The following is a 19182-nucleotide window of genomic DNA, read 5'->3' on the forward strand; positions in this document are numbered from 1 at the left end:
TTGCGCGGATGGTAGCAGAAAGCGGCCCAAACAAACGAACGTTCGGCACTCGGGTCACCTTGAGGGCTCTCCTGCAGGGGGCTGGAGCAGTGCCCGCGCCGTGTTCTCGTCGGTCACAAGGGTATTCAGCAGGCGGCCCGCCAGCGCGGCGCGCAGGGCCTCCACCTTGCCCAGACCGCTCGCGACGCAGATCGCGTGCGGAACCCGCTGCATCAGGCTGAGGTCGGGGCCACTCGCGCGGGCGTTGAGAGAAAGAGAACGGTAGCTGCCGTCCGCTCGGTAGAAGACGGTCGCGATATCCCCCACCACGCCCTCGGCGTCAAGGAGGGTCAAGTCTGCGGGGTCAAGCGCGCCAGAGACGTAGACGTGGCTGGGGTGATGGGCGGTGCGGCTCCCGACCGAGTACAGCAGCACCTCGGCGCGGGCCTGAAGGTCCAGGACATGCCGCACACTGCGCTCGCGCCACATCGCCTCTTTGGTGGCCGGGTCGTCAAAGAAGGTGGGCACCGGAAAGAGGTGGGCCCGCCCCGCGTAGTTGCGCGCAAAGCGGGTGATGGTATCCGTCACAAAGCCGCTCATAAAATCCAGGGCGCTCGCGCTGCCGTTGAGCTGCACGAAGTCCAGGTTGCTGATGCGCCGCGGCTGGAGCGCGCGTGACACCGCGTCCAGCGTGTTCCCCCAAGCCAGGCCGACCGTCTGCCCGGGCCGCAGCACACCCCCCAGCAGGCTGGCGGTGGCCACGGCGACACGCTCCAGCCAGGTGTCCTCTGGGCTGCCGACCGGAACGCCCACCACGTGCGCCCGCAAAAAGGGATAGCGCTCCCGGAGCTGCGCCTCTAGGCTCTGTGGGTGGGCCTGGGGGTCGTGAATTCGGATCTCGACCAGCCCGCTGCGCCGCGCAAGCGTGAGTAGGCGGCTCACCTTAGGCCGTGACAGGTTCAGCTCGCGCGCGATCGCGTCGGTGGTCAGGCCCTGGTGGTAGTACAGCCGGGCCACCTGAACAGCCTGCGCCGTCTGATCATCGGTCATGCCCTCGGTCACGCTCCCAGGATACGGGCTCCCATCTGCCGCCCTTCCCCCTGAACATCTGTTCATACCCCCTTGACAAATGTTCAATCCCTCTGGAAGATGAACGAATCTACAGTTTGGTGCGCTCTGGTCCTGCCTGTGGTTTGCCCCGGTGCAGAGGCCGCCGCTGCACCGGGGAGGGGGAAGATGAAGTTCACACTCGCGCAGGAATGTATGGCGGAACTGCTCGGCACGATGGTGCTGATCCTCTTTGGGGTGGGGGTGGTGGCGATGGTGGTGCTCTTTGCCAGTACCAACCCACCGATTCCCGGCCAGATCGTCAACGGCGGCTACACCAACGTCACGCTGGGTTGGGGCTTTGGGGTGCTGATGGGCATCCTGATCTCGGGCACCATCAGCGGGGCGCACCTCAATCCCGCCGTCACCCTCGCTCTGGCCGTGACGGGCCGCTTTCCCTGGGCGAAGGTGGTCCCGTACATCGCCGCGCAGTTCATCGGGGCCTTTTTGGGCGCAGCGATTGTGTTTGCCGTCTACCACGCCAAGTGGATCGGCTTCGATCCCGAGCTTGCCCGAACGGCCAGCGTCTTCAGCACCTTCCCCGCCGTGCCCGGCTTCTGGCCCGGGTTCATCGACCAGGTGGTCGGGACGGCCCTGCTGATGGGCCTGATTCTGGCCATCGGCGACAAGCTCAACAACCCTGCCGGCGCCTCCTGGGGCGCGCTCGCTGTCGCCTTTGTGGTGATGGCGATCGGCATGAGCTTCGGCGGAATGCACGGGTACGCGATCAACCCCGCCCGCGACCTGGGACCGCGCCTGTTTAGCGTTGTCGCTGGCTTTCAGAATAACGGCCTGACCGACGGCAGCGGCGTTTGGCTGGTGCCGGTGATCGGCCCCATCGTCGGGGCCATCCTGGGCGCTTTGATCTATGACTTCGTGATCGGCAGGCCGCTTGCCCGTGCCGGGGCGGCGGTGCGGGGTGAACAGGGCGTAGACCCCGCCTTTAACGTCGAAACGCGCTGAGAGCTCTGCCGCCCAGGAGACGCGCGGCGCTCTCTGACAAGTCCCCAGCAAAGGAGAAAGCATGCCCCAGTTCATCCTTGCCCTCGACCAGGGCACCACCAGCAGCCGCGCCATCGTCTTTGACCAGGGCGGCAACATCCGCTCCGTCGCCCAAAAGGAATTCAAGCAGCACTTCCCCCGACCGGGCTGGGTCGAGCACGACGCCCTGGAGATCTGGAGCACGCAAAGCGGCGTCGCCCAGGAGGCGATCACGCGGGCCGGGCTGCGCGCCGGAGACATCGCCGCGATCGGCATCACCAACCAGCGGGAGACCACCCTGCTCTGGGATCGCCAGACCGGACAGCCCATCGCCCCCGCGATCGTCTGGCAAGACCGCCGCACCGCCGCCTGGTGCGATCACCTGCGGGCGCAGGGGCTGGAGGCGACCTTCCAGGAGAAGACGGGCCTCATCATCGACGCGTACTTCAGCGGCACCAAGGTGCGCTGGCTCCTCGACCATGTCCCCGGCGCACGCGAGCGGGCCGAGCGGGGCGAACTCGCCTTTGGGACCATCGATTCCTGGTTGGTCTACAACCTGACGGGCGGGGCCCTCCACATCACCGACGCGACCAACGCCAGCCGCACCCTGCTCTACAACATCCACACCGGTGACTGGGACGACGAGCTGCTCTCGCTGCTGGAGGTGCCGCGCGCCGTCCTGCCCCAGGTGCGCAGCAGCAGCGAGGTGTACGGCGAGACGGCCGAGGGCCTTTTCGGCAGCCGCATTCCCATCGCGGGCATCGCCGGAGACCAGCAGGCGGCCACCTTCGGGCAAGCCTGCCTGGAGCGGGGCATGGCCAAAAACACCTACGGCACCGGCTGCTTCATGCTGATGAATACGGCCGAAGAAGCGGTGCCCAGCCACAACAAGCTGCTTACGACGGTGGCCTGGCAGCTCGACGGGCAGCGGACCTACGCGCTGGAGGGCAGCGTGTTCGTCGCGGGGGCGGTCGTGCAGTGGCTGCGCGACGGCCTGAAGATCATCCGCTCGAGCAGCGAGGTGGAGGCGCTCGCGAGCAGCGTGGCGTCTACCGAAGGCGTGTTTCTGGTGCCCGCCTTTGTGGGCCTGGGGGCGCCGTACTGGGACAGCTACGCACGCGGAACACTGGTGGGCCTCACACGCGGCACGACCCATGCGCACATCGCCCGCGCAGCGCTGGAATCGGTCGCGTACCAGTCGGCGGAACTGCTTCAGGCCATGCAGCAAGACAGCGGCGCTCCCCTCCGGGAACTGCGGGTGGACGGCGGGGCGAGCAACAACAACCTGATGATGCAGTTCCAGGCGGACATCCTGGGCGTACCGGTGGTGCGGCCCCGCATCACTGAGACGACCGCCCTGGGCGCCGCCTACCTGGCAGGCCTGGCCGTGGGCTACTGGCAGGGAACCGCGGATATCGCCCAGCAGTGGCAGGTGGACCGCGTCTTTGAACCCCAGATGCAGGCTGACGAGCGCGAGTGGCGCATGAGCCGCTGGCGCCGGGCCGTGGAGCGCAGCCGCGCCTGGGAGGAGACGGAACCGGCCGAGGCCTAAGCCCCGCCCTCCCCCAGCGGGCGCGTCCCCCTTCGGCGCCTTCGGGTCATCTCTCCTTTTGAACATCTGTTCAAGGTATGAGAACATATGTTCAGGAGCTTCGAGCCCGTCTCGCTCAGAAAGGACACGTCATGCCGCAAGATCCCCGTTTTGCCGTCCTCGCTGCCGCCACTGCCCCGGAGCCCTGGGATGTTCTCGTGATCGGAGGCGGAGCGTCGGGGCTGGGAACGGCGGTGGAGGCCGCGACCCGCGGGCACCGCACCCTGCTGCTCGAAGGGCACGACTATGCCAAGGGCACGAGCAGCCGCTCTACCAAACTCGTTCATGGGGGCGTACGTTACCTCGCGCAGGGCAACATTTCCCTGGTGCGTGAGGCGCTGCACGAACGCGGCCTGCTGCGGAAAAATGCTCCGCACCTCGTCCGTGACCTGGGCTTTGTGGTACCCGCCTACGACTGGTGGGCCGGGCCCTTCTACGGGGTCGGCCTGAAGCTGTACGACATCCTGGCAGGAAAACTCAACCTGGGCAGCAGCAAGTACCTCGACAAGGAAGCGGCCCTGGCCCGTACGCCCACCCTGCGGGCGGAAGGGCTCAGGGGCGGCATTCTGTACTTCGACGGGCAGTTCGACGACGCCCGGCTGGCGATCACGCTCCTGCGGACGCTGGAAGACCACGGCGGTGTAGCGCTGAACTACGCGCCCGTGGTGGGCCTGCTGCAGGAGGGCGGCAGGGTGGTCGGTGCGCGCTTCCGTGACCTGGAGACGGGACAGGAACACGCCGTCCGCGCCCGCGCCGTGGTGAATGCCACCGGCGTGTGGGTGGACGACATCCGCCGCATGGAGCAGCCGAACGCGGAGCCCCTGCTCTCCCCGAGTCAGGGCGTGCACGTCGTGGTCGACAAGCGCTTTCTGCCGGGAGACAGCGCGATCATGATTCCCCGCACGGACGACGGCCGAGTGATGTTTGCCGTGCCCTGGCATGACCGTGTGGTGATCGGCACGACCGACACACCCGTTCCCGAGGCCAGCTTCGAGCCGCGCGCCCTTGAAGAGGAGATCTCTTTCATCCTGAATACGGCCGGGCGCTACCTGAACCCTGCCCCCACCCGTGCCGACGTTCGGAGCGTGTACGTTGGCCTGCGTCCCCTGGTCAGGGGCGAGAACACCGACGGCGCCGGCTCCACGGCGGCCCTCTCCCGCGATCACGTCATTCGCGTCTCAGCCGGTGGCCTGATCACCCTGACGGGGGGCAAGTGGACCACCTACCGCCGCATGGGTGAAGACACCATCAACCGCGCCGAACAGCTCGCGGGCCTGCCGCAGCGCCTCACCGTCACCCCTGGCCTGCACCTGCACGGCTGGTCCGTAGAACCCCGCGAGGACCACTGGAAGGTCTACGGCAGCGACGCCGAGCGGGTTCAGGCCCTGCCGGGCGCGACCACCCGCCTGCACCCTGACCTGCCCTACAGCGAGGCGGAACTGCGCTGGGGGATTCGCCATGAGAGCGCCCGCACCGTCGAGGACCTGCTCGCCCGGCGAACCCGCGCCCTGCTCCTGAACGCCCGCGCGAGTCAAGAGGCCGCCCCCCGCGCCGCGGCCATCCTCGCCGAGGAACTCGGCCGGGACGCAGCATGGGCGCAGGCGCAAGCGCAGGCGTATCAGGAATTGGCGCGAGGGTATCAGCTCTGAGAGGGGGGCATCTGAGGGCAGCCTGCGGCGGCCACCCCTCTCCTGCACGGGGAGAGGGAGTCGCCGCCTTCCTACACGCTCTCCCCTGCCCAGTCGCGTCCATTCCCATCTTTGAAAACCGGGTCAGTCGGCGACCAGGCAGGAACACGGGCGCGGCAGGCAAGCCTTCCAGCATCCGGGACGACTCTTGCCCAGCGCAGCGCCGCTCCTCCTGCCCCCTCTGGGGGTGGGGGCAAACCGAGCCGAGCCACCCAGCAGCGAACACGAGCCCAACCCCGGACCCCTTCAGCGGGGCGGCAGGAACTCGAAGACATGCCCCTCGGGGTCCCGCACGGCCAGCCGCCCCCCCTCCAGCACGTGGGGCAGCCCCTCGGTCCGCACCCTTGCCAGCACCTCTTCCACGTTCGCGTAGAACTGCACGAGCGCGTGATCTCCCCCGAACATGTCCGCCAGGCCGACCTGCGGGTCCCAGGCGTACAGCCAGCGGCGGGGAGTGCCGTTCCCGTCCGGCTCGGGGTGTGGCCCCAGGGTAAACTGCGCGAAGTCGCGGTCCTCCTGTTCCTTGGCGTAGGCGAAGCCGTAGGCGCGGGGCAGCCGGGCTTTCATGGCGGCGTAGTCCCCAAAGGCGAGCGCCACCTCACGCAGGCCCATCACGGGAAGGGCGTGGGGGGGACGCTCAACCAGAACAGGTGGGTAGGCGGGTTGCCGCGCGTCCTCCAGATCCACGCCGCGCAGCTCCAGACCGTGCCCGAAGGGGTCGAAGAAGTACACCGTGGGATCAGGCCGCTCGGGGGTTCCCAGGTCGATCTCGGTCCAGGAGAGGCCGTGCTCGTCGAGGATGGCCTTGCTGCGTGCCAGGTCCTCGGGGCGAATCTGCCAGGCGTAGTGCAGGTGCGAGGCGCCGCGGGCACGCAAGGGCGCGAGGCGGGAATCATTGGCCTGCCGGGTCACAGGCTTCCAAAGGGTGAGGGTCTGCGCCCCGTTGATCCGAAAGCGGGCGGTCTGGCGAGCCTCGTCGTGGTCCAGCAGGTCCAGGCCCAGCACCTGTTCGTAAAAGCGGCGGGCCCGCGGCAGGTGGTTCACTTCGAGCGTGATCCCGGCGAGGTCAAGGATGGGAGAAGGCATAGGGTCAGGGTAACGGCCCCCTTCCCGGCTCCGCCTTGAGCCGGGGTAAAGCTGGCGGCGTTCCGCTACTCTGCCCGGTATGACCGAACACCACGCTCCAGACCACGACGCCCCGGAGCGGGCACAGCTGGATTTTACGCGGCGGCTGAGTTACGGCGACTATCTGCAACTCGATACCCTGCTCAGCGCGCACCGGCCCATCACACCGGCCCATGACGAACACCTCTTTCTGACGGTGCATCACGTGTCCGAGCTGTGGCTGGACCTGATCGTCCGGGAGCTGCGGGCGGCGATGAGGCTCCTCGCTGCAGGCGTGACGGACGCGCCCCTCAAGGGGCTGACGCGCGTGGTGCGCGCCCAAGAGCAGCTCACGGCGGCCTGGGCCGTCCTAAAGACGATGACGCCCGCCGATTATCTGCAATTTCGGGGCGCCTTCGGGGAGGCGTCCGGCTTCCAATCCGCGAATTACCGCATGGTCGAGATCCTGCTGGGGAACCGCAATCCCACGCTGCTGCGCCCGCACGCGCACCGCCCGGACCTGCACGGTGCCCTCCAAGACGCGCTCCATGCCCCCAGCGTCTACGACCTCACGCTGCGACTTCTCGCGGCGCGGGGCCTCCCCATCCCGCCGGAGGTCCTGGAACGCGACTTCACCGAGCCGCCCGCCGAGAACCCCGCCGTCCTCGAAGCCTGGCTGACCGTCTACCGCGACACCGAACGCTACTGGGATCTCTATGAGCTCGCGGAAAAGCTGCTGGACGTGGAGGATAATTTCCGGGCCTGGCGTTTTCACCACCTCACCACGGTAGAACGCACCATCGGCTTCAAGCCGGGAACCGGCGGCACCAGCGGCGCGGGGTACCTGCGCCGGGCGCTGAGCGTGGTGCTGTTTCCAGAACTCTGGCAGGTGCGAACGTCACTCTGAGGGGCCGCCGGGACGCTGAGCGTCTCCAGTCTTCACCAGCGCTCTACGCTTGCTCTTCAAGGGGGTGGCGAGCCGTGCGTTTGGTGTTCTGATAGTGCTCGGTCGCACGGGCGATCAGGCTGGCCGTGACGCCCAGCGTTCGCTCCTCGTTGAGCGCCGTCCAGTTGACGTTGTCCCCGCAGGGTCCCAGGCGTTCGCGCACAAGCTCGACAAGGTGGCCCTCTCCAGCAAGCGCCTTGGGGACCGCCTCACGGATGAGGGCCTTGGCCTCCTCTTTGGACACCACCGCTGTCAGGGCAAAGCTCAGGGCCTCGGCCAACATCAGGCCGTGGGACGCCCGGACGTTTTCGCGCATCCGGTCCACTTGAACTTCTAGTCCCGCTAGCAGGCGGCGACTATGGGCGAGGGCTGCACCGGTCAGACCCAGCATCTGCGGGACGGTGAGCCACTCCACCTGCCAGCCGTGGGTGCCGCGCTCGTGCTCCTGAACGCCGCTGCGAGCCGCCGCCGCCAGCAGCCCGGCATTCGCGCTGGCAGCCGCAAGAATCACCTCCGAGGTGATGGGGTTCTGCTTCTGGGGCATGGTGCTGGACCCACCGCCCCCGCCACCCTCGCGCACCTCCGCTACCTCGCTCTGCGTGAGCAGGATCACGTCTTGGGCCAGTTTTCCTAGGCTGGTCCCGACACCCGCCAGCCAGGCAGCCAGTTCGAACACAGTGTCGCGCTGGGTGTGCCAGGGTGTGGGGGGAAGAGAGAGCTTGAGTTCGGCGGCCAGGGCTTCCGCCACGTCCAGCCCCCGGTCCCCCAGCGCGGCGAGGGTTCCTGCAGCACCTCCAAAACTCACCACGAACAGCCGGGGTTCGAGCTCGTCGAGGCGTTGGAGGTGACGGGTGAGGGAAGTGAGCCACCCGGCTGCCTTGAGACCAAAGGTGACGGGCAGCGCCTGTTGTGCGTGGGTACGGCCCGGCATCAGGGTGGCGGCGTGCTCCTGGGCGAGCACCACCAACTGGTCACCCACCGCCAGCAGGTCACGGCGCAGGATGGTCAGAGCTTCGCGGGCGGCCAGGACGAAGGCCGTGTCCACGATGTCCTGGGTGGTTGCGCCGAAGTGCAGATGGTCCCGTGCGGCGGGAGGCAGCACGGGGCGCAGCTGGGCCAGCAGAGCGCTGACCGGCACCCCGTCGGCCAGGAGGCCTTCCCGCAGGGCGTTCAGGTCAGGGGTGAAGGTGCGGGTCAGGTCGAGAATGGCCTGGGCAGACGTCTGCGGAATGAGGCCTAGGCGGCCCTGCACCGCAGCCAGCCCCCCCTCCACCCGCAACAGTCTGCCCACATAAGCCTCATCGCTCAACAGCGCAGCCACTTCCGGCTGGGCGAACATAGAGCCGAACAGGGCGGAATCGGCGGGCGTTAGGGGCATGGTGGGAACCTCATGGAGCGAAGAACACCGTCTCGTCCTGGCCCTGCATTCGGAAGTCAAAGCGGTACACGGGGCCATCCGGCGTCTCCTCGCGCCGCGCGATCAAGGTATGGCGGCGCTCCGGTGGAACCAGGGCCAGCACGGGGTCTGCGCTGTTGTCCTCGTCACTGAAGTACACGGCGGTGATCAGGTGCGTGAGGAGCCCCCGCATCCCCAACCACACGTTCAGCCGGGGAGCCAACCCCGGACCGGCCGAACCGGGCTTGATGGTGCGGATGGTGTAGACATTGCCCTCGGTACGGGTGTGGGTCCGGCTGTACCCGTGAAAGGGGGCAGCGTCGTCGCTCGCGTAGCGTCCACTCGCATCTGCCTGCCACACCTCGATCAGGGCGTCCTCAACCGGCACACCGTCCCCGTCCAGCACCCGGCCCAGCAGGGTGATGCGCTCCCCAGGAACACTGCTGCCCGGTTGTACGGCGACGTTCCCCACCGCGCTGCGGAGTCCCTGGAAATGATCTGCCAACCCCTGATGGAAGTACGGGCCAACGGTCTGGCTGGGTGAAGGACCAAACAGAGCCTTGGGGATATTCGAGCCAGCAGCGGTCAGGGGCGTGCGGTGTTCAGTGGTCATGGTCCGGCTCCTCAAAGGGCGTCTGCGCGTCGCCCCCCAACACGATGTCGAAGCGGTACCCCAACGCCCACTGCGGTTGGGTGAGGTCCAGGTCAAAGCGGCTGACCAACCGCTGGCGTCCCTTCTCGTCGGGAATCGCCTGATAGATCGGGTCGTAGGCCAGCAGCGGGTCACCCGGGAAGTACATCTGGCTCACCAACCGCTGGGTGAAGTTGGTTCCGAAGATGCTGAAGTGGATGTGGGCAGGGCGCCAGGCGTTGGGGTGGTTGCGCCAGGGGTACGCACCGGGCTTGATGGTCACCAGGGTGTACTCTCCATACTCATCCGTGAGCATTCGGGCCGTGCCAGTGAAGTTGGGGTCTAGCGGCGCGTCGTGCTGGTCGCGTTGATGAATGTACCGCCCAGCGGCGTTGGCCTGCCATGTCTCGATCAGCGCGCCGCGAACGGGCCGGCCACGGCTGTCTAGCACCCTTCCGCGCACGAGGATACGCTCGCCCAGGGGTTCACCGTTCACGCGTCCGTTTCGAGTGGTGTCGTTATCGTCAGGGCGGAGGCGGCCTTCCCCGAAGACGGGCCCTTGCAGGTCGCGCAGCGCGTCGGGTAGGGGAATCAAGAGTTCGTGCGGGGCGCGCCGCACGCTGCTGGTGTACGCCGGGAAGAGGTGGGGGGGGTGGACGCTGGGGGCGGCCGGGGACTGCTCTACTGGAGGCCGGGTCATGCATCGCTCCTTTCGACAAGAACCTGTTTGGCGATCTGGAAAGCGCGGTTGGCGACGGGAACACCCGCATAGACGGCGACGTGTAAAAACACCTCACGCAAGTCTTCTTCAGTCACGCCTGTGTTCAGGGTGGCCCGTAGATGCATGGCGAGTTCATGCTCACGGGACAGGGCCGTGAGAACGGCCAGGGTGAGCAGATGGCGGGTACGAAGGTCGAGATGCGGGCGGGACCAGGGGCCCCCCCAGGCGTATTCGGTGATAAAGGTCTGAAAGTCGCGGTCGAGATCCGTGGCGGCCCGTGTGGCCCTGTTCACATGCGCCTCCCCCAACACCCGGCGGCGCATAGCCAGGCCCCGCCTGTAGGGGTCTTCATCCGGTCGAGCCAGAAAGGCGCGAATATGGGCGGCCACCTCACCTGGCCGCTCCACCATCGGCAGGTGAGCGGCGCCCGGAATGACCTCAAAGCGGGCACCGAGCTGCTCCGCCAGGGCAGAGCAGGCGTCCGGTGGGGTGCTGACGTCATGCTCACCGCATAGAACCAGCGTGGGGAGCCGGAGGGCCTGAACCTGCCCCGTGAGGTCTGCGTCCCGCAGGGCAGCACAACTCCCGAGGTATCCGGCTTGGGGGCTGCGGGCGAGCAGGGTGGTGTACCCGTGCGCGGCGAGAGGCTGCTGGGTGAAGAAGGCAGGCGCGAACCACCGCTTGACCAGCGTTGGCGCCAAGGCAGCCAGGCTGCGCACCCGCACGCTGTGTATACGCTCCTGCCAACTGTCAGGGGTGCCGATGCGCGGCAGGGTATCGAGGAGCACCAGATGCGAGACTCGCTCTGGGAACGCGAGAGCGAATGCCTGCGCGATCAGCCCACCCAGAGAACAGCCCACCAGCGCGACCTGGGACAGGCTCAGGGCATCCAGCAGACCCTGAAGATCCGCCACGTGGTCTGCTAGGGCATATTCGCCCTCGGGCGCGTCTGACAAGCCCTGTCCACGCAGGTCGTACTGCACCGCACGGAAGAAGGGGACAAGTTCACAGGCGGCTTCATTCCAAACGCGTAGGTCGCTGCCGATAGGGTTCAAAAACACCAGTGCGGGCGCGGGTTCAGCACCGCGAAGTTGGGCGTGCAGCGTCAGGGAACCTGGGTTCAGAAACGTCAATGAAAGAGCTCCTTCCGGACGTGGAGGGCGGAAAGCAGGTGCAGGATTCCCCTGTAGCTTCGCGGGTGCGGGTGACCATGGCAAGCCAAATGTTCCGGTATTCGGAATGAGCTGACCGCGTGCTGTTTCCAGCATCAAGCCAGCAGAAGGACGAGAATTCAGCGAGTACCCCAGAGGAAGGTTCCGAATACCGGAACAATTCCCTTGCTCCTTCCAGGGTCCTCCGGCACAGTAGAGGCGTTCTCTGCTTCCATCCGGTTCAGCACCCACCGTCTTCAGCACGGCGGCGTTTTTCTAGGAGCCCCATGATCGTACGTTCCCCACGCACCCAGGTCGGTATCATCGGTGCCGGACCCGCCGGCCTCTTTCTCGCCCTGCTTCTGCACCGGCAGGGCATTCAAAGCGTGATCTTGGAGAGGCGCACGCGGGAGGAGATCGAGAGCACCATCCGGGCGGGCGTGCTGGAGCATTGGACCGTAGACCTGATGGACGAACTCGGGGTGGGCGAGCGGATGCACCGGGAGGGGCACTTTCATCGCGGCATTACCCTGCGCTTCAACGGTGAAAGCCACCACATCGACATGGCGGAGCTGACCGGAGGCAAAAGGGTGACGGTGTATGCGCAGCACGAGGTTCTGCGCGACCTGATTGCCGCACACCTCGAGCGCGGTGGCGAGATTCTCTTCGGCGTACAGGACGTGGAGATTCACGGCATCGAAACCGATGGGCCCCGCCTCACCTTTCGCCGTAAGGCGGGTGGCGCCGCCGAAGAACTGCGCTGTGACTTCGTGGCGGGTTGCGACGGCTCACAGGGCCGGGCGCGGCAGCTTCTCACTGGGCGCACCGAATACCACAAAGTGTACCCCTTCGGCTGGTTGGGCATCCTGGTTGAAGCGCCGCCCTCGTACCACGAGCTGATCTACGCCAACCACCAGCGTGGTTTTGCGCTGCTCAGCACGCGCTCGCCCCAGGTGCAGCGGATGTACATCCAGTGTGAGCCAGACGCCGACATCCAAGACTACCCCGACGAGCGCATCTGGGAAGAGTTGCACACCAGGCTTGAAACGGTGGACGGCTGGACGCTCACCGAAGGGCGCATTTTTCAAAAAAACATCGTAGGGCTGCGGAGTTTTGTCTGTGACACGATGCAGCATGGGCGGCTCTTCATTGCTGGGGACGCCGCGCACATCGTCCCGCCGACAGGCGCGAAGGGGCTCAACCTCGCCGTGGCGGACGTGATGGTCCTGGCACGGGGAATGGAGCAGTACTACCGGAGCGGCGACGAGTCGTACCTGCGCAGCTACTCACAACGCGCTTTGCGCCGCGTCTGGCGGGCCGAGCGTTTCTCCTGGTACATGACGACGATGCTGCACCGCAATCCTGAGGAGTCCCCCTTCGAGCGGCGCATCCACCTGGCCGAGCTCGATCACGTGACTTCCTCACGAGCTGCCGCCACAGCGCTGGCCGAAAACTACGTAGGACTGCCGCTGGAACTGTGAGCTGTCCCCTAGAGCGGCAGCACAAGCTCGGCACGAGCATGGAGTGTGAGGCACGAATGCTGAGCACAGTGGAAAAGGCTGGAAAGGTTCTGCGGCTTTTCACGGCCGCCAGTCCCGAATGGGGGGTGACGGAGGTCGCTCGCGCCCTGAACATCTCCAAGACGAGTGCCCATGACGCGCTGACCACCCTGACCCACATTGGCCTCGTTCACCGGATGGTGACCGGCCGCTACCGGTTGGGCTTTATGGTCGTCTCGCTCCACGCTGTCCTGATGGCACAAACGCCCTGGCGTCACGTCGCGCGTGAGGAAATGGAACGCTTGGCCGCCAGCCTCACGGAGAATGTGCACCTCATCGCCTTCGACGGCGGGCAGGCCATCTGCATCGAGGTGGTGAACGGCGGCTCAGCGCCCTCATCGGTAAGCGTTGGAGACGTGCTGCCTCCCCATGCCTCCGCCTCCGGCAAGGTCGTCCTGGCTTACCGTTCGGACGAGGAGGTCCAGCGGGCCTGCGAACAGATGCAGCCTCTGACCCCCAACACCATCATCAGTTACGACGAGTTCCACTCTGAGTTGGCCCGAGTTCGCGAACGCGGCTACGCCCTTGATATCGAGGAACTCAATCTCGGGCGCTGTGCGGTCGCCGCCCCCGTTCGCAACGCCAATGGCGAAATCATTGCTGCACTCACCATCTCGGCAGCCACTGCTCACTTCGAGCGCCACAAGGCCCTCTGGCTCGCGGAGTTGCCGCAAGCAGCCAAGGTGATTTCGGAGCGTCTCGGGTACCAGCCGAGCCTGATGGCAGAAGGGCTGCGCTGGTACCTGATCCGGGGCGAGGAGAAATTGACACGAACTTAAGGCGACCTTGTCAACCGGCCCGCCCACACCGACGTTTCCCTTGGGCGAGCATCAAACGCCCATCAACTCGTGCACGAGTGCGCGGTTCTCCGCGAGGTGCGCGGCGTCCCCCTCAAAGGCTACAGTACCGTGGTCGAGGACGTACACCCGGTCAGCCACCGCCAGCGCGAGGTCCAGGTTCTGTTCGGCCAGCAGGATGGTCTCACCGCTCTCCCGCAGGGTGAGCAGTACGTCGCGAACCACAGTCACCATCAGGGGGCTGAGGCCCTCCGTGGGTTCGTCAAGAAGCATGACGCTGGGGTTTTGCAGGAGGGCGCGGCCGATGGCAACCATCTGCTGCTCGCCACCAGAGAGGGTGGTGCTGAGACTGCTGCGGCGCTCCAGCAGGCGTGGAAATGTCTCGTACACCCTGGCCAGGGTCCACTTGCCGGGACGGACAGCAAGACGCAGCTCCTCGTCCACAGTGAGTTCCGCCAGCATGCGGCGTCCCTGGGGAACCAGGGCCAAACCCCGTGCCGACAGGCCGGAGGGCCGCAGGGCCGTCACGTCCTGGCCGTTCAGCGTGACCTTCCCGCCCGTGGGCCTGCGCCAGCCCATCAGGGTGGTCAGCAGGGTCGTCTTGCCCATGCCGTTGCGCCCCAGAACAGTGACCACCTCGCCGGGACGCACGACCAGCGAGACGTTCTCCAGGGCCGCGGCGCTGCCGTACCCCGCACTGAGGCTTTGGGCCGTGAGGACAGGGGGCTGGGCCCAGGCCACCTCACTCCGCTCACGCCCTTGCCGCTTCAAGGCCGAGCCGACGTACACCGCCTGTACAGCCTCGTTCGCGCGGATCGCATCGGGCGTACCGGTCGCGAGCCGTTCACCATTACTCAGCACTGTGATCCGGTCTGCAAAAGCCAGGCAGAAGGGCAGGTCGTGTTCGATCAGCACGGTGGTGAGCTCACGCGGCAACCCCTTGATGAGGTTCTGAACGTGCTCACGCTCGTGCGCGCTGAGGCCTGCCAGCGGTTCATCCAGCAGCAACAACCGGGGTTCCTGCGCGAGGACCATCGCGAGTTCGAGTTGCCGCTGTTCCCCGTGCGAGAGCGCAGCGGCAGGTAGGTCGGCCTGCGCGAGCAGGTCCATCCGTTCCAACGCGGCATCGGCCCGCCGAACCGCCTCGCGGTGCGCGCGTAGGGGCCGCCACAGGTCTCGCCGTGCAGGCAGGTGAGCCATCACAGCCAGGATCACGTTCTCGCGCACGCTGTCTTGGGGAAAGAGGCTACTCGTCTGGAAGGAGCGTGCCACACCCAGTGCTGCCACGCGGTCGGGTGAGAGGCCATTCACACTGCGACCGTCCAGGCGAACCGTACCTGCGCTGGGCGGATACTCGCCGCTCACCACGCGGAAGAGGGTGCTCTTGCCCGCACCGTTGGGGCCTATCACGGCGTGGCGCTCGCTGGGCGCCACGTCCAGGCTGATATCCTTTAGGGCGGTCACGCCCCCAAAGCGCCGGGTCACGTTGTGGACCTGCAGGGCCATGCCCGTCCTGATCTGGGTGGTCATGCCTTCCTCCGGTGTAGGATCGCCCACAAGCCGCCGCGGCCCGTCAGCACGAGCAGGATCAGCAGGACGCCGACCAGCCCTGCCCACAGATTGGTCTGTGAGCTGACCACCGCCTGCAACACGGTGTACAGCACAGCTCCGATCACGGGGCCCCACAGCGATCGGGCTCCGCCCAGCAGCACCATGATCAGCAGGATGGCACTCTGGAGCCAGAACAGGTCACCCGGCGTGACAATCCCGCGGTGATACGCCCCGAGAGCCCCGGCCAACCCGATCAAGGCCGACGCGATGAGCACCGCGCCGTACTTGTAGAGGAACACTGGATAGCCCAGCGCGCGAGCACGGTTCTCGTTCTGGCGGATTGCCTCCAGCACCCGCCCAAAGGGCGAGCGGGTCAGGCGGGTGAGCAACAACAGCGTGAGGGCCAGCACACCGAGCGTGAGCAGGTACAGCGTGGTATTGTCCAAGCCCGGCTCGAAGGTGAGGCCATCCGTGCCGCCTGTCAAGGCACTCCACTTGTCCACCAGGGACTGGAGCATCTGTGCAAAGGCCAAGGTGACCATCAGGAAGAAGATGCCCCCCGCGCGCAGGGCCAGCGGCGCGGTCAGGGCCGAGTAGAGCGTGGCGAGCAGCGCGGCGGCGCCCAGCACCAGTGGCAGCGGCACCCCTGCGCGGGTAAGGAGCGCCGCCGTGTACCCACCCAGCCCCCACATGGCGATGTGCCCGAGCGGCGTGAGGCCCAGGTAGCCCACCAGCAGGTCCAGCGCGGCCGCGGCCATCGCCCAGCACAGCGCCTCGGTAGCGAGGTAGAGGGGATAGCCGCCCACCAGGAGTGGCACGGCCAGGAGAACCGCCAGCCCCACAAGCAGCGCGGCCCAGGTGAGGCCGGGGCGTGCGGCAGAAACAGCTTGCATGGTCATGCGTTCCCCAGCTTCCGACCCAAGAGGCCCTGCGGACGGACGGCGATCACCAGGATCATCAGCGCAAAGACCGCGATCTGCGCGAAGGTGGGAAAATACACTGCGCCGAAACCGTTGACCAGTCCTACCAGAAGGGCGGCCAGAAAGGCCCCCTCGATGCTGCCCAGCCCGCCGATCACCACCACGATCAGGGCGAAGAGCGTCATGGTGGAATCGAGCGTTGGCGTGAGGGCCAGCTGTGGGCTCCCCACCGCGCCCCCGAAGGCGGCCAAGCCGATGCCCGCCGCAAAAGTCAGCATAGAGATACGCAGGACGGGCAGACCCAGCGTCCCGCTCATCTGCTGGTCGGCAGTCACCGCACGGATCTTGGCTCCCGCCAACGTGCTCCTCAGAATCCAGCGCATCAGCCCGAACACCACCACCCCCAGGACGATCAGCACGAAGGGGTAACTGGGAAAGACCAGACCGCCCAAGGTGATCGGCCCTTCAAAGGGCGCGGGGGGAGATACGCTCTTGATGTCCGCTCCCCAAAAGTGGCGCACCGCGTCCGAGATGACAAAGCTCAGACCGAGCGTCAGGAGCACCTGGCGGAGTTCATGCCCGTGCAGGCGCGAGATCAGCAGGCGGTCCACCGCAACGCCCAGCGCGGCACCCAGCAGAGTAGCGACCAGCACGCCGATCCAGAAATGACCGCTGAGCTGCGTCACCGTGTAGCCGATGTAGGCGCTGAGCACGTAAAAGGCCCCATGTGCGAGGTTCGCCACACGCGCCACCCCGAAGATCAGCGAGAAGCCCGCCGACAGCAGGAACAGCAGCATGCCGAAGGCGAGGCTGTTCACCAGTTGAAATAGAATGAGTTGCATGTCACTCCCTGGATGCCCGACATCCCCGAAAGAAGGACGAGGGGCCGCCTCCCCGCTAGGCTGGAAAAGCGGCCCCGTTTGCCCGGCCTACTTGCCCGGGTCCTTGAAAGTCCCCAGGGTGGCGACGCGCTTGTTGATCAACCCCTGTGGGGTCTTGACGACCTCGCGCACGTACATCGGATTGATCACATTCTGAGTGACTGGGTCGAAGCGGAAGGTGCCGCGCGGCGATGGAAAGTTCACACTGCGCAGGGCGGCGAGCAGCGCTGACTTGTTTGCGGTATTGCCGTTCGTCTTCTTCAGGGCTTCCACGATCACCCGGGCCGTGTCCCAGCCGCGCTGAGCAAACACGCCCGGCAACTCGCCTGGATATTTTTTCTTGTATGCGTCGGTGAAGACCTTATTCTGCGCGCCGGGCAGGTCCTGCGCCCAGGGCAGGGCGCTGATGGCCCCGACCACGCTGTCACCGACGGCATCGATGAACTTTTCGTCCGTCATGTCGCCAAACACCGCGAGCTTGATGGACTTATTCAGACCGAATTGCGCGAATTGTTTCATGAACAAAACAGCGTCGCTGCCCGACAACACCGCGTACACCGCCTGCGGCTTTGCAGCAGCGATACGTGCCAGATAGGGGCTAAAGTCGGTGCTGCCCAGTGGCGTGTACACTTCCCCAGCGATCTTCCCCCCAGCGTTGGTGTATGAAGCCTTGAAATCCGCCAGCGACTCTTTGCCAAAGGCATAGTCAGCGGCGACCAGGAAGGTGTTCTTGCTGACCTTATCCGCCACGTACCGGCCGAAGGGGTTGTTGTACTGCCAGGCATTTCCAGAGACGCGGAACACGTAGGGGTTTTTTCGACTGCGCGTCAGGTCGTTGCCCGCCGCATTAAAAACAATCAGCGGCACCTTCGCCTTTTCCACCACGTCACTCAGGGCATAGGCACTGGGCGTTAGGACAATCCCTGCGAGAATATCCACTTTGTCGCTGCCGATCAGCTTATTCGCCTTGCGCAGGGCGACTGAGGCGTCGGCCTCCTCGTCCTCACGAATCAGCTGGATAGGACGGCCCGCCACCCTGTTACCGATGGAGTCGAGGTACAGGGTAAAGCCCTTGTAGCCTTCCTCGCCCAGCTGCGCATACACACCGGAAAAGGGCATGATCACGCCGACCTTGATGGGATCGTTCTGGGCCCGTGCTCCCCAGAGGGCACCTATACCAAGGGCAGCTGTGAGAGCGGCCAGAATGCGTTTCTTCTTCATAGACACCTCCGGAGCCATCCAGCCAAAGGGTGCGGGACAGGCAGGAACGTAGGTTGTGCGTTAGGGCTCAGTGTAGCGGCGTGCTCTAGCGGAACCAGAGGTCTGTTCGTGATAAGCGAACGCACCGGAGTGGGAGACGGAAGACCTCTGGCGCAATAACAGCGCTGTCCTATGACTGTCTTCAGAACGTGAGCAGGTGGAGTCGGCTTGCCAGCGAAGGTGGACAATCCAGCGACACAGACCCACATCCTCCGTCCCCGAGAGGTTAAGCTCTTTGCTGTCCAGGAGCAGGAAAAGGGGGTCATGCCCGTCTCTCGCCCCTCTGAGAGCCAAGCAACCGTGCTTCTTGATGAGAAGACCGCCACTCCCCCACGCGGACCGTCCGGTCGAGCGCCAGGCTGAGGAGGCCAAACAGGCGGGAGAGGCGGTCCGGCTGGGTCATAGGAGCCTGGTCGAGGTTCAGCCCTCTCGTCTTCAGGGCGGAGAACGTGCATTCGATGCTCCACCTGAGCTGGTCGGTGCGCAAGGTGACCCAGAGGGGCAGGTCAGAGGCGACCACCTGCATCGGACTGCCATGGACCCAGATGCGCTCGAACACACCCCGAACGTCCCCAAGCTTCAGATTCTGGAAGTAGTTTCGCGCGGGTTCCTCGTCCAGCAACGTATCTTCCCGAAGGGTCACAAAGAGCCCCTCGCTCGGCCGACAGAGGGTATGACGGCGGTGAAGAGGCTGTCGTCTTTGAGGGACGCGGCGAATGTGTCCACCTGCGAGAGGGAGGCAGGGGGCTGAATCACACACCCTTTTGCTGCCCTTCCCTCTGCTGTTCTGCGTCCTGGTCGATATTTCTCTTGACCCGCCGGGTACCGAGGACTTCTATAGCATTAGAACGTCGTCTGGGACGCGCTTTTCCTCAGGCTGTCAGGTACTGAGCCCGATGGCCTTGAAGGAGCAAGCCCC

At 65.8% G+C, this 19182-nt stretch carries 16 protein-coding genes and 1 pseudogene; 6 read left to right on the top strand and 11 right to left on the bottom strand.

Annotation, left to right across the window (positions count from 1 at the left end; genetic code table 11):
- Nucleotides 1-54: 54 nt before the first annotated feature.
- The gene (locus tag EI73_RS14110; protein ID WP_369699474.1) at nucleotides 55-1116 is read right to left on the bottom strand and encodes a sugar-binding transcriptional regulator; all 1062 of its coding nucleotides are present in this window, start codon (nucleotides 1114-1116) and stop codon (nucleotides 55-57) included.
- A gap of 99 nt (nucleotides 1117-1215) precedes the next feature.
- Between EI73_RS14110 and EI73_RS14115 the strand changes: the two genes are divergently transcribed.
- The 3 genes from EI73_RS14115 to EI73_RS14125 all read left to right on the top strand — a co-directional run bounded on the left by EI73_RS14115 (nucleotide 1216) and on the right by EI73_RS14125 (nucleotide 5307).
- The gene (locus EI73_RS14115) at nucleotides 1216-2049 is read left to right on the top strand and encodes an MIP/aquaporin family protein (RefSeq protein ID WP_034388727.1); all 834 of its coding nucleotides are present in this window, start codon (nucleotides 1216-1218) and stop codon (nucleotides 2047-2049) included.
- A 61-nt stretch (nucleotides 2050-2110) separates the two neighbouring features.
- On the top strand, nucleotides 2111-3619 hold the full coding sequence (gene glpK / locus EI73_RS14120) for a glycerol kinase GlpK (RefSeq protein WP_034388730.1): 1509 nt from the start codon (nucleotides 2111-2113) through the stop codon (nucleotides 3617-3619).
- Nucleotides 3620-3750: 131 nt separating this feature from the next.
- Complete coding sequence (locus tag EI73_RS14125) at nucleotides 3751-5307, top strand: glycerol-3-phosphate dehydrogenase/oxidase (RefSeq protein WP_034388733.1); 1557 nt, start codon at nucleotides 3751-3753, stop codon at nucleotides 5305-5307.
- Nucleotides 5308-5592: 285 nt separating this feature from the next.
- Here the strand turns inward: EI73_RS14125 and EI73_RS14130 are convergent, their stop codons facing one another.
- A complete protein-coding gene (locus EI73_RS14130) occupies nucleotides 5593-6432 on the bottom strand; it encodes a VOC family protein (RefSeq protein ID WP_034388736.1) in 840 nt (279 codons plus the stop codon).
- A 79-nt stretch (nucleotides 6433-6511) separates the two neighbouring features.
- Here EI73_RS14130 and EI73_RS14135 point away from each other — a divergent pair, with 79 nt between their 5' ends.
- On the top strand, nucleotides 6512-7357 hold the full coding sequence (locus EI73_RS14135) for a tryptophan 2,3-dioxygenase (RefSeq protein WP_034388738.1): 846 nt from the start codon (nucleotides 6512-6514) through the stop codon (nucleotides 7355-7357).
- A 43-nt stretch (nucleotides 7358-7400) separates the two neighbouring features.
- On the opposite strand, the gene pcaB is transcribed toward EI73_RS14135, so the two are convergent.
- From pcaB to pcaC, 4 genes are read right to left on the bottom strand one after another with little or no spacing between them, the layout of a single operon-like run.
- Nucleotides 7401-8774, bottom strand: a complete 1374-nt coding sequence (gene pcaB, locus EI73_RS14140) for a 3-carboxy-cis,cis-muconate cycloisomerase (RefSeq protein ID WP_051935648.1) — start codon at nucleotides 8772-8774, stop codon at nucleotides 7401-7403.
- A gap of 10 nt (nucleotides 8775-8784) precedes the next feature.
- The gene (gene pcaG / locus EI73_RS14145) at nucleotides 8785-9405 is read right to left on the bottom strand and encodes a protocatechuate 3,4-dioxygenase subunit alpha (protein WP_051935649.1); all 621 of its coding nucleotides are present in this window, start codon (nucleotides 9403-9405) and stop codon (nucleotides 8785-8787) included.
- Complete coding sequence (pcaH, locus tag EI73_RS14150; RefSeq protein WP_034388740.1) at nucleotides 9395-10123, bottom strand: protocatechuate 3,4-dioxygenase subunit beta; 729 nt, start codon at nucleotides 10121-10123, stop codon at nucleotides 9395-9397. Before pcaH ends, pcaG begins: the two co-directional genes overlap by 11 nt.
- Nucleotides 10120-11277 carry a 4-carboxymuconolactone decarboxylase gene (pcaC, locus tag EI73_RS14155; protein WP_034388742.1) on the bottom strand — a complete coding sequence of 386 codons (1158 nt, stop codon included), beginning with the start codon at nucleotides 11275-11277 and terminating at the stop codon, nucleotides 10120-10122. Before pcaC ends, pcaH begins: the two co-directional genes overlap by 4 nt.
- Nucleotides 11278-11582: 305 nt before the next feature.
- Between pcaC and EI73_RS14160 the strand changes: the two genes are divergently transcribed.
- Nucleotides 11583-12776 carry a 4-hydroxybenzoate 3-monooxygenase gene (locus EI73_RS14160; RefSeq protein WP_034388745.1) on the top strand — a complete coding sequence of 398 codons (1194 nt, stop codon included), beginning with the start codon at nucleotides 11583-11585 and terminating at the stop codon, nucleotides 12774-12776.
- Between the two features lie 56 nt (nucleotides 12777-12832).
- Complete coding sequence (locus EI73_RS14165) at nucleotides 12833-13633, top strand: IclR family transcriptional regulator (RefSeq protein WP_051935650.1); 801 nt, start codon at nucleotides 12833-12835, stop codon at nucleotides 13631-13633.
- Nucleotides 13634-13684: 51 nt separating this feature from the next.
- Here EI73_RS14165 and EI73_RS14170 read toward each other — a convergent pair whose 3' ends face one another.
- The 5 genes and pseudogenes from EI73_RS14170 to EI73_RS14190 form a co-directional block, all read right to left on the bottom strand.
- Nucleotides 13685-15181 carry an ATP-binding cassette domain-containing protein gene (locus EI73_RS14170; RefSeq protein WP_197050792.1) on the bottom strand — a complete coding sequence of 499 codons (1497 nt, stop codon included), beginning with the start codon at nucleotides 15179-15181 and terminating at the stop codon, nucleotides 13685-13687.
- Nucleotides 15178-16101: a branched-chain amino acid ABC transporter permease gene (locus tag EI73_RS14175; RefSeq protein ID WP_051935651.1), complete on the bottom strand. Its 924-nt coding sequence runs from the start codon at nucleotides 16099-16101 to the stop codon at nucleotides 15178-15180. The genes EI73_RS14170 and EI73_RS14175 overlap by 4 nt, the downstream gene beginning before the upstream one ends.
- On the bottom strand, nucleotides 16098-16964 hold the full coding sequence (locus EI73_RS14180; protein WP_034388747.1) for a branched-chain amino acid ABC transporter permease: 867 nt from the start codon (nucleotides 16962-16964) through the stop codon (nucleotides 16098-16100). The genes EI73_RS14175 and EI73_RS14180 overlap by 4 nt, the downstream gene beginning before the upstream one ends.
- An 87-nt stretch (nucleotides 16965-17051) precedes the next feature.
- The gene (locus EI73_RS14185; RefSeq protein WP_034388750.1) at nucleotides 17052-18224 is read right to left on the bottom strand and encodes an ABC transporter substrate-binding protein; all 1173 of its coding nucleotides are present in this window, start codon (nucleotides 18222-18224) and stop codon (nucleotides 17052-17054) included.
- Between the two features lie 346 nt (nucleotides 18225-18570).
- Nucleotides 18571-18906 (bottom strand): annotated as a pseudogene (locus tag EI73_RS14190) (IS4 family transposase); the annotation flags it as partial.
- Nucleotides 18907-19182: the final 276 nt, after the last annotated feature.

This window comes from Deinococcus sp. YIM 77859, from assembly GCF_000745175.1.
Classification (GTDB): domain Bacteria; phylum Deinococcota; class Deinococci; order Deinococcales; family Deinococcaceae; genus Deinococcus.

Coding starts and splice junctions, on each gene's coding strand:
- EI73_RS14115 (WP_034388727.1), top strand. CDS start 1,216: ATGAAGTTCACACTCGCGCAGGAATGTATGGCGGAACTGCTCGGCACG.
- glpK (WP_034388730.1), top strand. CDS start 2,111: ATGCCCCAGTTCATCCTTGCCCTCGACCAGGGCACCACCAGCAGCCGC.
- EI73_RS14125 (WP_034388733.1), top strand. CDS start 3,751: ATGCCGCAAGATCCCCGTTTTGCCGTCCTCGCTGCCGCCACTGCCCCG.
- EI73_RS14130 (WP_034388736.1), bottom strand. CDS start 6,432: ATGCCTTCTCCCATCCTTGACCTCGCCGGGATCACGCTCGAAGTGAAC.
- EI73_RS14135 (WP_034388738.1), top strand. CDS start 6,512: ATGACCGAACACCACGCTCCAGACCACGACGCCCCGGAGCGGGCACAG.
- pcaB (WP_051935648.1), bottom strand. CDS start 8,774: ATGCCCCTAACGCCCGCCGATTCCGCCCTGTTCGGCTCTATGTTCGCC.
- pcaG (WP_051935649.1), bottom strand. CDS start 9,405: ATGACCACTGAACACCGCACGCCCCTGACCGCTGCTGGCTCGAATATC.
- pcaH (WP_034388740.1), bottom strand. CDS start 10,123: ATGACCCGGCCTCCAGTAGAGCAGTCCCCGGCCGCCCCCAGCGTCCAC.
- EI73_RS14160 (WP_034388745.1), top strand. CDS start 11,583: ATGATCGTACGTTCCCCACGCACCCAGGTCGGTATCATCGGTGCCGGA.
- EI73_RS14165 (WP_051935650.1), top strand. CDS start 12,833: ATGCTGAGCACAGTGGAAAAGGCTGGAAAGGTTCTGCGGCTTTTCACG.
- EI73_RS14170 (WP_197050792.1), bottom strand. CDS start 15,181: ATGACCACCCAGATCAGGACGGGCATGGCCCTGCAGGTCCACAACGTG.
- EI73_RS14175 (WP_051935651.1), bottom strand. CDS start 16,101: ATGACCATGCAAGCTGTTTCTGCCGCACGCCCCGGCCTCACCTGGGCC.
- EI73_RS14180 (WP_034388747.1), bottom strand. CDS start 16,964: ATGCAACTCATTCTATTTCAACTGGTGAACAGCCTCGCCTTCGGCATG.
- EI73_RS14185 (WP_034388750.1), bottom strand. CDS start 18,224: ATGAAGAAGAAACGCATTCTGGCCGCTCTCACAGCTGCCCTTGGTATA.